Origin of the sequence: Paenibacillus sp. FSL H3-0302 (assembly GCF_037982245.1) — a bacterium.
Taxonomy (GTDB): Bacteria; Bacillota; Bacilli; order Paenibacillales; family Paenibacillaceae; genus Paenibacillus_AQ; species Paenibacillus_AQ odorifer.
This window is the reverse complement of the sequence record NZ_CP150284.1, coordinates 1,691,474-1,704,830: the sequence shown is the minus strand read 5'-3', so window position 1 is coordinate 1,704,830 and position 13,357 is coordinate 1,691,474. Positions and strand designations below refer to the sequence as shown.

Annotated in this window: 9 protein-coding genes; 4 read left to right on the top strand and 5 right to left on the bottom strand. The window is 45.3% G+C overall.

Annotated elements, in window-relative coordinates:
- Positions 1 to 48 precede the first annotated feature (48 nt).
- A complete protein-coding gene (locus MHH50_RS07505; RefSeq protein WP_340034149.1) occupies positions 49 to 333 on the bottom strand; it encodes a hypothetical protein in 285 nt (94 codons plus the stop codon).
- 125 nt (positions 334 to 458) lie between these two features.
- Between MHH50_RS07505 and MHH50_RS07500 the strand changes: the two genes are divergently transcribed.
- The 3 genes from MHH50_RS07500 to MHH50_RS07490 are packed head-to-tail and all read left to right on the top strand — an operon-like array spanning position 459 to position 3,483.
- Positions 459 to 1,340: a sugar ABC transporter permease gene (locus MHH50_RS07500; RefSeq protein ID WP_076125253.1), complete on the top strand. Its 882-nt coding sequence runs from the start codon at positions 459 to 461 to the stop codon at positions 1,338 to 1,340.
- A complete protein-coding gene (locus MHH50_RS07495; protein ID WP_076141188.1) occupies positions 1,340 to 2,179 on the top strand; it encodes a carbohydrate ABC transporter permease in 840 nt (279 codons plus the stop codon). The genes MHH50_RS07500 and MHH50_RS07495 overlap by 1 nt, the downstream gene beginning before the upstream one ends.
- A 38-nt stretch (positions 2,180 to 2,217) precedes the next feature.
- A complete protein-coding gene (locus tag MHH50_RS07490; protein ID WP_076125255.1) occupies positions 2,218 to 3,483 on the top strand; it encodes an ABC transporter substrate-binding protein in 1,266 nt (421 codons plus the stop codon).
- 98 nt (positions 3,484 to 3,581) lie between these two features.
- On the opposite strand, the gene MHH50_RS07485 is transcribed toward MHH50_RS07490, so the two are convergent.
- Entirely contained in the window at positions 3,582 to 4,163 is a 582-nt protein-coding gene (locus tag MHH50_RS07485; protein ID WP_312148694.1) for a TetR/AcrR family transcriptional regulator C-terminal domain-containing protein, read from the bottom strand.
- A 294-nt stretch (positions 4,164 to 4,457) separates the two neighbouring features.
- On the opposite strand from MHH50_RS07485, the gene MHH50_RS07480 reads away from it, so the two are divergent.
- Complete coding sequence (locus MHH50_RS07480) at positions 4,458 to 5,900, top strand: DHA2 family efflux MFS transporter permease subunit (protein WP_254847740.1); 1,443 nt, start codon at positions 4,458 to 4,460, stop codon at positions 5,898 to 5,900.
- Positions 5,901 to 5,991: 91 nt separating this feature from the next.
- Here MHH50_RS07480 and MHH50_RS07475 read toward each other — a convergent pair whose 3' ends face one another.
- The 3 genes from MHH50_RS07475 to MHH50_RS07465 form a co-directional block, all read right to left on the bottom strand.
- Entirely contained in the window at positions 5,992 to 6,978 is a 987-nt protein-coding gene (locus MHH50_RS07475) for a stalk domain-containing protein (RefSeq protein WP_340034148.1), read from the bottom strand.
- A gap of 460 nt (positions 6,979 to 7,438) precedes the next feature.
- Positions 7,439 to 12,022, bottom strand: coding sequence for an endo-1,4-beta-xylanase (locus tag MHH50_RS07470; protein ID WP_340034147.1), 4,584 nt, complete (start codon positions 12,020 to 12,022; stop codon positions 7,439 to 7,441).
- Positions 12,023 to 12,428: 406 nt separating this feature from the next.
- The gene (locus MHH50_RS07465; protein ID WP_076125263.1) at positions 12,429 to 13,316 is read right to left on the bottom strand and encodes a LysR family transcriptional regulator; all 888 of its coding nucleotides are present in this window, start codon (positions 13,314 to 13,316) and stop codon (positions 12,429 to 12,431) included.
- Between the last annotated feature and the right edge of the window lie 41 nt (positions 13,317 to 13,357).

The following is a 13,357-nucleotide window of genomic DNA, read 5'->3' as shown; positions in this document are numbered from 1 at the left end:
CTCCCATTTGTCTGACAAGTCCACCATACCGATTCTTTGAAAAGGCTGTCAAGCCCGAAAAGAAATCGCTCCGGGCCAATGAAAATTATCCAGAGAAAGCTCAGCCGACTTCGGCGCTATCAAAGGCATTTTTACCTCTCTTTTCTCCAAATCGCACACTTTCGGCGCTATCAAAGGCATTTTTATCTCTCTTTTCTCCAAATCGCACACTTTCGGCGCTATCAAAGGCATTTTTGCCTCTCTTTCCTCCAAACCGCACACTTTCGGCGCTATCAAGGGCATTTTTACCTCTCTTTTCTCCAAATCGCACACTTTCGGCGCTATCAAAGGCATTTTTGCCTCTCCCGATGCCGCAACTGGTTAAGAATACTCGGTTAGTAATATTACTTTTTGTTTCGGTTAATCACCAATTCGGTTATAGAATGAAAAGTTTAAATTAACAAAAGGGGTGAGGAACGATGGACCATAGAAAAAGATCACGCCTGATGCAGCAGTTTATTTTTGTCGGGCCAACTTCCTTGTTTTTCTTTATTATTGTGCTGATTCCTTTCTTTTTGGGACTCTATTATTCATTTACCAGCTGGAACGGAATCTCGCGGCATGTCGAGTGGACCGGACTACGGAACTATCTACATATTTTCACCAAGGATCCTTCCTTTCTTAATTCATTCTGGTTCACGGCGAAGTTCACTTTCTTCGGTCTAGTGCTGACCAATCTGCTTGGCTTCGCACTCGCTTATGTGTTGACGCGCAAGCTGTTCACACGTAATGTCCTGAGAACTGTATTTTTTGTACCGCATGTGATTGGCGGACTTTTGCTCGGGTTTATTTGGCAGTTTATTTTTGTCAGAGGATTCTCCTCTATCGGGCAGGCCACCGGCTGGTCCTTCTTTAATCTTCCCTGGCTAGGCACCGGAGGAACAGCATTCTGGGCGATTGTTATCGTATTTGTCTGGCAAAATGCAGGATATCTGATGGTAATTTACATCTCTGCTATCAACAATGTTCCCCAAAGCCTAATTGAAGCGTCCAAAGTGGATGGAGCCGGACGTTTTCAGGCCTTGCGCCATGTCACTCTTCCACTGGTCATGCCTGCTGTAACTGTTTGTCTATTTCTATCTATCTCCTGGTCCTTTAAGCTGTTTGACCTCAACCTGTCGCTGACCAAAGGTGGACCCTTTAAAGCTACCGAATCTGTAGCCTTGAATATTTACAATGAAGCCTACACCATCAGCCGGTTCGGAATGGGCTCGGCTAAAGCGATGGTTTTCTTCGTCATCGTGGCCGTGATCTCCCTACTACAGGTTAGAGCAACCAAGAAAAGAGAGGTGGAGCTGTAATGGAGACTACCGCCAAGAAATTTAATGTCCCCCTGCTTCTCATCGAAGTGATTGTAATCCTGCTGGGACTTCTATTTTTAGTGCCCTTTTACTTTTTACTGGCTAACTCAGTGAAAAGCTATAGTGAAATACTTTCTGACTCTGCTGCGCTGCCTTCAGCACTCCAGTGGAGCAACTACGCGGAAGCTTGGAAAGCTACCAATTTCCCTCGCGCCTTCCTGAACTCTTTTATCATCACGGTGATTAGTAATGTTCTGCTAGCGTTCCTCTGCTCTATGTGCGCTTACAAAATGGTCCGCAACAACAGCTTGTATAACCGTGTGCTCTATATTGCATTAGTAGCCGCCATGGTTATTCCATTTCAATCTATTATGATTCCGCTGGTGCAGGTCGTCAGCGGTTTGGGCGTCATGGATTCAACCGCCGGTTTGATTTTAGCATATCTTGGGTTTGGGGCCCCGATGACTGTTTTTCTATTCCACGGCTTCGTCAAATCGGTACCTCTCGATATCGAGGAGGCCTCAAGAGTAGATGGCAGCAGTCCTTACGGTACCTTTTTCCGGATTGTTCTTCCGCTTATGCAGCCGATTATCGTCACCGTCATCATACTGAACACCCTGTGGATCTGGAATGATTACTTGATGCCATCGCTTATTCTGCAGGATCCGGTGCTTCGCACCATTCCTATCGCCACTTATAGCTTTTTCGGACAATATACGAAGCAGTGGGATTTGGCGCTTCCAGGACTTGTACTCGGGATTACGCCGGTGGTCATCTTTTTCCTAGTGATGCAAAAATATATTATTGAAGGCATTGCCCAGGGCTCCGTGAAGGGCTAATGATACATGTTGCTTTCAGCCAGAGAGGATGAATGAATATGAGAACAAAACGTGGAATTCTCCTCGCATGCTCCCTGCTGCTGGCTGCCCTGACAGCCGGTTGCGGACGCAGCAGCGACAATGCAGATGGAGTCAAAACCGTACACATCTACCAGTTCAAGGTTGAAATATCTGAAGCGCTGGCTTCGCTCAAGACCGAATTCGAGAAAGAACATCCCGATATTAAGCTTGAGGTACAAAGCGTGGGTGGCGGGACTGATTATGGCGCCTCGCTGCGTGCCAAATTCTCTTCCGGAGATGAACCGGATATCTTTACCATCGGCGGCAACAATGAACGTGATATGTGGCTGGAATATCTGGAGGATCTGAGCGGCGAAGCTTGGGCCAAGGATGTAAAGCCACTCGCAGCAGAACAAATGACTATAGATGGCAAGCTGTATGGGATGCCGATGAATCTGGAAGGATACGGCTTTATCTATAATAAGGATCTATTTAAAAAAGCCGGAATCACTGAGAAGCCATTGACGCTAACCGCTCTACGCGAAGCCTCCGAGAAGTTAAAAGCGGCAGGCATCACACCTTTTGCGAATGGTTATCAAGAATGGTTCGTGCTTGGCAATCATAATGTAAACGTGCCTTTCGCCCAGCAGCCTGATCCAGAGGCATTCATCGCCGGACTTACAGACGGTTCCAAAACCTTCGCCGGAGACCCTATTTTCTCCAAGTGGATCGATCTACTTGACCTTACTGTTGAGTACGGCAATAAGAACCCGCTCTCAACCGACTATAATACACAAGTCACTATGCTAGCGAGCGGCGAAGCTGCGATGATGCAGCAGGGTAACTGGACACAAGGGCAGATCGACGGCATTGATCCCAATCTAAACCTTGGCATCCTGCCCATGCCCATTGACGACACTCCCGATGACAACGACAAGCTTTATGTAGGTGTACCCAGCAATTGGGTTATCAATAAAAACTCTCCCGTTAAGGAGGAGGCCAAGGTCTTCCTGAATTGGCTAGTCACTTCCGAGACCGGAAAAAAATATATCACTAAGGAATTCCAATTCATCCCTGCGCTCGACAACATTAAGGGAACCGAAGAAGATCTTGGAGCACTAGGTGCTGAGGTGCTGGCTTATACCGATAAAGATCAAGCGCTGACCTGGAACTGGACCCGCCTGCCGAACGGGATGCCACAGGAATTATCCAGCAGCATTCAAGGGTATCTCGGCGGCAAGCTGACCAAAGAAGGGATGTTGAAGGAATTCCAAATCAACTGGGATAATCTCAGTGTGCAGTGATTTACCTGCTCTAGATACGACAAACAGCCGCGCAACGATGCGTGGCTGTTTGCGCGTGTTCATTTAATTCCTCTCCGTTCATGAGTCGGAACCCGTTGCTAGTTCGCACGCAGCATGCTAATTTGTCTGGCAAGATACACAGGCGTATAGGGCATGTCATCTCGGAGCCAAGAAATAACCGTGCCAATTAGAGCTGCTGAACCGTACCAAACGGCAATGTCCTTTTGTATCGGTACCTTTGAATGATCAACGGCCCCCTCCTTTTTCTTCTGGTGTGCAGAAATGATTTCCGCCATCAAATTAAACAGGCGATCTGTAAAAATCGGGCTTCGTTTCGATGTGAGTATGACTTTGTAGAATTTTGCATTTTCCGCAATATGCTTAAGCAGACTCTCTAATATTCTCAGATTCTCTTCATCAACCGATTCATCATGGTTGCCATCGTTGTTCACCACTTGTAGAATGTCCTCCACCATCTCATCCGCCATCTTTTCTAACATATCCGGGAGATCCCGATAGTGCAGATAAAAAGTAACACGATTGATTTTAGCCCGCTCTGCAATACGGTTTACGGATATTTTCTCAATATCCATTTCCTCAAGCAATTCAATTACAGCATCTCTAAGCAATTGACGTGTCCGAAGTACCCGGGGATCTGTACGTTGCGTTGCGTTATTCATCTTCTACTCTCCAATCTTTTACTTTCATATTGTAAGCTACATATTTTAGATAATTGTTGTTTTTTAAAAAGAAAAAACTACATTTTCACAAAGAATGTAAACTACTTTACATTTTTTCGCAAATTGTTGCTTGATTACATGAAAATTTCATTTATAATCTAATTCATGCATTGTAAACTATACAACACACTGTAAATTTAGTCCATGATCGACGAGTTGAAAGGATGGAGTGGAGTGAGTACAAAGAGAGAAGTAACAAGCAGTTCCGTGAAAAAGGGCCCCATCTTATTCATTATGATTTTGGGCGCCTTTCTTGCAACACTGAATCAAACGGTAATGAGCGTTGCCGTTCCGGAGTTAATGCATGATTTTAATATCTCAGCGGCTACAGCTCAGTGGCTGACAACGGGGTATATGCTGGTTAATGGTGTTCTAATTCCGATTACAGCTTATCTAATGCAACGATTTACGACGCGAGAGCTTTTTCAAGCTTCTATGTTTATATTTTTGGCTGGAACGATCGTATCGGCCGTCGCGACAAACTTCCCTGTTCTGTTGACCGGGCGTATGATTCAGGCAGCTGGTGCCGGGATTATCATGCCACTGCTCACGAATGTCATCTTGACCCTGTTCCCTCCTGAAAAGAGAGGGGCTGCTATGGGGATGGTAGGGTTGGCCATTATTTTCGCACCTGCGATTGGACCTACTCTGGCTGGATATATTTTGGAACATTATTCTTGGGAGATTATGTTTTATGGCATGATTCCTTTGACCGTCATTGTAATCATATGCGGATTTATTTATTTAAAAAATGTATCGGAACGCATCTTTCCCAAGTTGGACATTGTTAGCGTAACTCTTTCTACCATCGGTTTTGGAACCTTGCTGTATGGCTTCAGCCGCGCTGCCAGTGCGGGTTGGTCGAGCGCAGAAGTGTTATTGTCTTTAGCAGCAGGTGTGCTTTCCCTTGGCTTGTTTACTTGGAGACAGTTGGCTTCCCAAAATCCACTGCTTGATCTCCGGGCCTTTAAATACAATATGTTCTCCTTAACAACTGTCATCAGTATCGCAGTTACAATCGTGATGTATGCGGATATGATGCTGCTACCTTTGTACCTGCAGAATGCCCGCGGTTTTACAGCGATGGAGTCCGGCTTGTTGCTACTTCCTGGTGCACTCGTAATGGGATTGTTGATGCCGGTAACCGGCAAGCTGTTCGACCGGTTCGGGGCAAAATGGCTCGCTATTATCGGTCTTCTGATTACAATTGCAACGACTCTAAGCTTTGTAAATTTAACAGACTCAACCAGCTACATGTATCTGGTATACATGTCAACAGGCCGCCGGATCGGTATGGCTTTGCTCCTCATGCCTATACAAACTCTGGGTCTAAATCAACTCCCCGCCAAGCTTAGTGCGCATGGTACAGCGATTTCGAATACCATTCGACAAGTAGCTGGCGCCGTTGGGACTTCCCTGCTCGTCACCGTAATGACAAGCCGTACTACAACGCATATGAAGGATATGCTGGCCTCTGGCAGTACACAGAACGGAACACAGGAACATATGATTATGGAAGCATCCATTCAAGGGATCAATGATTCCTATCTAGTGATTGTGGGAATTGGTATCCTCGGTCTGCTGCTATCTTTCTTTATTAAACGTGTTGGGCAAGCGCCTGACCCTGAGCAAGAACCCAAGGTGAAGCTCAAAAAAATCATTGCCAAAGAAGCTTGATATAAAAGTTATCAGCACTGTGTAAGCCTCATAAAAAAAGAGATCAACGATGAATAACATCGTTGATCTCTTTTTCTGCTAACTTGCATAACTATTTCAGTTTGAAATAGATGGACGTTTTGTCGGACTCAAGCTTACTATCGTTTCTACGAAGAACAAGGCTGTTCTCCTTGCCTTTGATTATTGGCAGAATAACTTTACCCGAAGCTTCAAAAGAACCCGGTTTACTTGGGGTGACTTCAGGAAAATCAGCCAACAGCTTTTCGATATTTTCTCCGAGAGATCCCTCAAAATAATCACTAGAGCCACCAATATAGTATTGTCCACTGGAAGTTTCTGCTCCCCAAATGGTAGGTGTAAAACTTGAAAGGAACTTCCACCCTTGGCCCTGACTACCTTTTACAAGACTGGCGTTCTTCACCTTAAGCGTTACATCAAGCAGGACATAATCTACAGCTACATCGGGATCAGTGACATGTTCTTCAAACCCAAGAGCTTTTAATTGTCCGAGAGTAGTCGACGTAACCTTATTGATAGTGAAAGTATATTGAGCAGATGTTGAATCACCCTTAGGGCTATAATAGTTATCAAGGTCCGTATAAGTAAAAGAAGTACCCAACTTCACTGCATCTGCAAACGAAGCGCCGCTGTTACTGGAAGTTGTAGCGGAAGATGATGCAGCAGGCTTTGGTGTTGCTTGCGGAGTGGACTCAGTTGCAGGTGGAGTAGATACGGTTGCAGGCTTCGCAGTAGCTTGTGCAACAGTATTGTCCTTATCCGGGACAACGGATGTTGATGTTCCGCCGTTCGCCGATGTGATCACAACAGCTTGACGACTGTTATCCCATTTCACGGTTGCCCCCAGTGCTTCAGATACAGCCTTGGCGGATACATAGCTATGTCCCTCATAGATAATTGGGTACATTGTTCCTTCACTACTTGACAGGTTCACTTTCTGATTATCCACTTCAATGCTGATGGCCGCGTTCTGATATGCGGAAATCTTCTTCAATGTCGTGTCTGCGTAAGCGACTGCACCCACAGCCAACAGCATTGAACTAACTGTAATAATTGACATGACTTTTTTGCTTGTTACCTTTAGCATCTTACACTCTTCTTTCATGTTTATGTATATGAATCTCGAAAATTATATCACTTTATATCGAATTTTGTAAATATTGGTATGATAGGATATTCGTTCTTTATTTGTGAATACTTAAAAAAGACACATTTCCATTCTCCAACGCCAAATTCCCCCTCAAAATGGTCGATATTCTGGTAAGCCTTAATAACTATGACCTTGTTGCTAGAGTCTGATAATATTTGAAAAAAGATAGACTTTCTTTTCGTGACATTTTTTTCCTTTTCAGCTCCAACTCAACGGAACATACACAAAAAAATCGCTGCCCCTCTCCGCAAGGAGGTGAGCAGCGATGCTTAATACAGAAGAATGCAAGGGATGGTTGCACACGTATTTCCACTCTTCAGACTAAATATGACCTTGAGACAATTCAGACTTTTTTTCTGTGATGCCGGGACTACAGCTTCCAGATACGGTACAGAATGACTGCCGCTTCAGCACGGGTAAGCGTATCGTTCGGCGCAATTCTATTATTCTTTCCGTTTACGACTCCGGATTGGATCAACAATGATGCGCTGTCTTTTGCGTAGCTGGAAATACTTGCTTCATCAAGATAAGCAGCAGCTACAACGCCGCTCGCCTTAACTTGCTTACCGGCTGCCGCCAGCGCGCGTGCTGTCAGCACCATCATATCTTGTCTGGAGATATCGCTATTGGGTCTAAACGTATCATCTTTAAAACCTGTAGCAATTCCCAATTCCTTCGCGATGACCAGTTCATCATAATAATAGTCCGTCTTTTGGACATCGTTGAACATTATTGCACTTTTGCCCGTTCCCTTCAGTTCAAGCGCTCTTACGAGGAGAGCAATGAAATCCGCTCGTTTGATTGAATCTGCAGGTGAAAAGCTGTTCGTGGACGTTCCTTTAATGATATCGCGAGCCGCCATAACGTCTATAGCTTGTTTGGCCCAAGACAGATTCTGCAGATCTCCGAAGTTTTTCTTTACGAAGGTTACTGCATAAGTGCTGAAGTGGGTTGTTTGAAAGACAACCGTTTGGGTTGCAGCATCATATCGGCTGCTCGGAACCGGCAGTACGTTGCCTTTGCCATCGATGTACCAAACGACTATAAGCTCTGGATGACTTAGCTCCTCCGCTGTCGGCACGTAAGGAATGGCTACCGTTACAGGTGCTTTAGGGTTATTCCAAGGAATAACTTTGTCACCTGCTATTACGCTTAGACCGATAATTGGACGGTTGCCAATCATATTGCGGGTAGCTGCTTCCAAGCTGTCCGTGGTGACTTTACTTATTCGTATAGATACTTGCTCAGCATTATCTGTTATGTTGGACAGCATATTGCTTGGAATTTGAATTGTGGCATTTTCCGTCTTAAGCCATAGTTCAAAGTTTTCTTTCCCCGTTAGGCTTTGGGTCGGTAATTGTATATCATACCCTTTCCCGTCCGTTTGCTTTGGCACTTCAATGATAATTTGTTTCTTGCCGTTTGCCGCTACAGTAGCCTGCTCAAGCGCTTTTTTCATGTTGTCGCTGGAGATCGTACCTATAACCCGCCCGTTATCGGACTTTACCTCCAGTTTAATCGTAACAACACCATCTTTGTTTGTAATGGCTCCAGGCTGTGGAGTTGATACTACATTACCCGAGTTACTGCTACCCGTTGGCGCATTTGTTGGTGCTGGCGTCGCTGTTGGAACAGGTGTCGGGGTTGCCGATGGTTCCGTTGGGTTTGTTGGATCGGTTGGATCGGTTGGATCGGTTGGGTCAGTTGGATCGGTTGGGCTCGTTGGTGTCGGTGTCGGTGCTGTTGTCGGCGTTGGAGTGGGTTCCGGCCCCGTAGATTTACCCTTTAGAGTAAGCACACCATAAACGGATGTGTCCATATATCCAGTTCCGCTCGTATCGTTCCACGCCGCGACACTTTGACGTGAGCCCTCTTTAGCGTCGTTGATCTGTACATCGAAACCAAGCTTTTTATCGTTGTCCGGAGTGATCCCTTGAAGTGGAATCTTCACTTCAACCGTATAGTTGGTTCCGGAAATCTGGGTTGCCGATTCAAAGCCGGCTGCGATACTTAAAGGATTAAATGAAGTTTCGTTGTCAAAATTGATTCTGTACTGGCCGTCATCATCTTGATAGAACGTCGTTTTCCCATTATTTTGATCCACGAAGATTTCGACCGAATCCTGTTCATGTGCATTCACACTGCTCTTATCAAGCTGTGTATCACTCACCTGGATCAGGACATATAAATTTTGATCATCCCAGAGTGCTTTTGCCACTCCACTCGCTCCTTGCCAAGCGGTTTGATACCGATTGACCGGAATCTCAGCGGTCTGGCTCCAGATCTCGTCGACTGTTCCGTCTATAACAGGTGCAGCAAATTTAGCGGTAGATTGATTGGCTTCTACTGTTTCAGGCTCATGCTCTTCAATGAAGGTATCAGGATCGATAACGCCATAGTAAGCTGGCTTGGCTTGCAGATTTTTATCGAATAACAACGGATTGGATGAAGCTCTCCAGCTTGTGTTATCATCCATTCCCCAGAAGGTAACACGTTTGATAGAATCAGCGTGATCCCTGAAGATATTTAACAACTGCGCATATAGATAGCCCTGCGCATTAGCAAGCTTTTCAGAGAGCTGATAGTTGGTTCCGGCCTGAATGTCCAGCTCAGTTATGCTTACTTCGACACCCAAGGAAATGAACTTTTCCAAGGAAAGCTTCACATTCTCTGGGTTCGTATTAATGCTGTAGTGCCCCTGCATACCAACACCGTCGATAAGCAATTTGCCAGGGTGAGTCAGCGCGTACCTATCATTGATTTCTTTGACCATACTGTAGATGGCTTGCGCTTTATTCTGATTATCTTCGTTATAATCGTTGTAATAGAGCTTAATATCCCAATCTGGATGCGCGTCCAATACTTCTCTTGCCGCCAGGAAGGCTTGCTCTACGTAATCTGCTCCAATGGCACTTTTCCATGGGGCGGATCGCAGCGCTGTTTTCCAATCTGTTGGGTTGGATGGATTATCGCTCATCGCCTCGTTTACAACATCCCAAGAGATCACCTTGTCACCAAAATGCTCCATAACGGTTTGGATATGGGTCTGCAAATTCACAAGAGCTTCATCCCGTCCCAAGGGGATTGTGTTGTTAGCTGCGTCTGTTGTTGTATTCAGCCATGCAGGCGATTGTTGATGCCATACCAACACATGTCCATGCATCTGCATGCCCTCAGCCAGTACTTTATCTACAATTGTATCTGCCGCGGTAAACGTGAAGTTGTCCTTAGTAGGCTGCAACGCGTCCGGCTTCATGGCATTACCTGCCGTAGCAACATTGTGATGCATTTTCAAAAGCTCAAGTCTGACACCTTCCAGATCCTCAGCGGTTATCGCATTTCCGATCAGAAAATCATTCTGATAAGCATCCTTAATCGGTATAAGATCTTTTTCGATATCTACCGGGCCAGAGCCTACCTTTTCAAAATTAATATCATCAATATAAAAAGAGGCCGTGCTATTACTGGAGCTTTCCACATAAATGGTCAAATACTCACTGCTTACATTGTTATAACGGTAGGATCCCTCAAACTGAATCCAGCCATCGCTTGCACTGATGGTTTTAGGTGCGAGCTGCACATAATTGGCGCTGCTGCCATTGCCAACCTGCGTGGACAGCTGGAGCTGCGAGCTTGCAGGCTGGATCAGCTTGACCCATAACGAAATTTTATATTCGTAGCCTTTGTCCACATACTTCTCCACACGTAATGTCGGCCCATGCCATGTACTGGTTCTTCCCTCAACCTTCAAAGCGTATGAACCATCATCCGTATGATTCGCTTCATTAGTAACCGTAAGCGTTTCTGTACCTGCTCTGCCTTCAAAACCACCTGCCGTTTGATCCTCAAAAGTAACAGTGGCAAAAGGTAAAGCTGGGTCTCTAGGTGTTTCTGGTGTTGGAGTTGGCTCTACGGTAGCCACCTTTTCTGTGACCAGTACATCCCCAATGTAGAACGGAACCGTTTTCCCGTCATCATTGGATTGAACGCGCAGTGTCGTATCTTTGTCCGTATCCACGGTAAATTCTTTCGTCAATATGACCGCTTGGCCTGCTTCATAATTCGCATTTGCCAAAAGAGCGTAGCTGCCTATCGCTTGAAGATAAGCTTGGGCACCGCTGGGTACAATCACATCAGCGTCTACATAAACGGATGCAGTTACCGTGTAGGTTTTGCCGTTCTCTAGGCCCATGTCGCTGAATTTAAAATCAGCCGCGTCCCAGTTATTCGCTCTATTGCTTACATATAAAGCTGCCCCGTCAGCATTGCCCGCAAAAACCTTTCCGGTGACAGGGGTTAGGTTAGCGCTGCCTGATTGTGAGGCTAAACCTTTGCCACTCACAAAAGTTTCGTGATAGATTTCTTTATCCGTTTCCGTCACTGCTTTTTTTGCTGTAATGAGAAGCTCACCAATGTAGAACGGAACCGTTTTCCCGTCATCGTTGGATTGAACGCGCAGTGTCGTATCTTTGTCCGTATCCACGGTAAATTCTTTCGTCAAGGTGATTGCTTTGCCTGCTTCATAATTCACATTTGCCAAAAGGGCATAGCTGCCTATCGCTTGAAGATAAGCTTGGGCACCGCTAGGTATAGTAGCATTAGCATCCACATAAACGGTTGCAGTCACCGTGTAGGTTTTGCTGTTCTCTAGGCCCATATCGCTGAATTTAAAATCAGCCGCGTCCCAGTTATTCGCTCTGTTGCTTACATATAAAGCTGCGCCGTCAGCATTGCCAGTAAAAACTTTATCATTCACAGGTGTAAGGCTAGCACTGCCTGCTTGAGCTGCAATCCCCTTGCCACTCGCAAAAGTTTCATGATATACCGTTACCCTATCTGATGATACTGTCGTATCCTGCGCCGCAGCTTCAGTAACCGGAGCGATCCAGCTTGTCGGAATAAGCAAGGCAGCTGCGAGTAAGATCGAGATTACTTGTTTAAGCATTCTACTCATTTAATGCATTCCTCCTCTAGTGATTTTCATAAAAATCAGTTAATGACCTACCTTATTAGCACCAGCCCTATATTCCCACGCTAATTTCCTTACCTGCTAAATCCTTAATTTCAACAGTGGTACAATCATCCCGAAGAGCAGTAGAACATCATCACAAATGAATCTTTTTACTTACAGATCCCCTCCTTATATGTAAACGCTTTCATGTCTACTCACACTATTTTACAGCCTCGCTGCTACGCACTACTACGCTAATATTAAAGGTGTTACCCCCCATAATTATAGGAAAACATAGGTATGATTAAAGATTCTACAAATTTAGCCCAAAAAGAAAACCCCACTTACGGACCGTTGAACGTAACGGAAGGTAACGGGGAATTGGTTTGTTAGTTGTTCTGCCGCATAATTAAATGGTCTGTTTGGATAACGCTCCAAAATATTCTACAACTACCTCCCGAAATTCCAAAGCGGCCTGAGAAATGTACCGGCTCCTGTGCCACAATAAAGCTATCTCCCTTTCCAATTCGTGATTCTCTACTTGGAGGTATTGGATATCTTCCCGTGAATTCCGTGCCGTGCTTGGTATGAAAGCTAAGCCAATTTCAGCTTCCACAAGAGTGCTAAGCCTTGCGGGTTCATCTCCCTCATACACATATTTAGGCACAAATCCAACTGATTTGCATACAGAGTCTATTAAATCGCGAGTACCATAGCCACTCTTTACACCAACAAACCACTCATCCCTTAGCTCTATCAAAGTTACGCTGCTTCGATTGGCCAGCCGATGCCCCTTTGGAACAGCCACAAGAATTGGATCGATAAAGACGATTTGACATTCGATGTCATCCCCTTTTATTGGAGGTGAGGATAAGCAATAATCAACTTCTCCTCTATTAAGAAGTGTAACCATTTCCTGCGTGGTTAGCATTTGCACATGGTATTGAATATCAGGCCGCTTTTTCCGAAACTCTCGCAGGATATTGGGTAATGTGCTTGCGGTCGTCACCGCTAATTCGAGTGTGCCATGTTCAGGACTGGATAAATCGCTAAGCTCCTGTTTTCCCTGCTCCAATTCAAACAATGCCCTTTCAGCTCGGCGAAGGAACCGGCTTCCGGACTCATTCAGTCGCAGCTTTCTTCCTACCCGATCGAATAAAGGTACCCCCAGATCCTCCTCCAAACGCTGAATCGTTTTGCTTAGTGAAGATTGAGTAACGTGTAGATTTCGTGCAGCTTCAGTCATATGTTCCAATCGAGCTACCGCGAGAAAATATTGCAGTTGCAAAAGTTCCAATTCGCACCTCCGTTCATTCCCTCAAGTCAATGAGATCATAA

What these genes read in the sequence shown, in the direction of transcription:
- MHH50_RS07505 (WP_340034149.1), bottom strand. Translation starts at nt 333, where the DNA reads ATGCCTTTGATAGCGCCGAAAGTGTGCGATTTGGAGAAAAGAGAGGTA.
- MHH50_RS07500 (WP_076125253.1), top strand. Translation starts at nt 459, where the DNA reads ATGGACCATAGAAAAAGATCACGCCTGATGCAGCAGTTTATTTTTGTC.
- MHH50_RS07495 (WP_076141188.1), top strand. Translation starts at nt 1,340, where the DNA reads ATGGAGACTACCGCCAAGAAATTTAATGTCCCCCTGCTTCTCATCGAA.
- MHH50_RS07490 (WP_076125255.1), top strand. Translation starts at nt 2,218, where the DNA reads ATGAGAACAAAACGTGGAATTCTCCTCGCATGCTCCCTGCTGCTGGCT.
- MHH50_RS07485 (WP_312148694.1), bottom strand. Translation starts at nt 4,163, where the DNA reads ATGAATAACGCAACGCAACGTACAGATCCCCGGGTACTTCGGACACGT.
- MHH50_RS07480 (WP_254847740.1), top strand. Translation starts at nt 4,458, where the DNA reads ATGATTTTGGGCGCCTTTCTTGCAACACTGAATCAAACGGTAATGAGC.
- MHH50_RS07475 (WP_340034148.1), bottom strand. Translation starts at nt 6,978, where the DNA reads ATGTCAATTATTACAGTTAGTTCAATGCTGTTGGCTGTGGGTGCAGTC.
- MHH50_RS07470 (WP_340034147.1), bottom strand. Translation starts at nt 12,022, where the DNA reads ATGAGTAGAATGCTTAAACAAGTAATCTCGATCTTACTCGCAGCTGCC.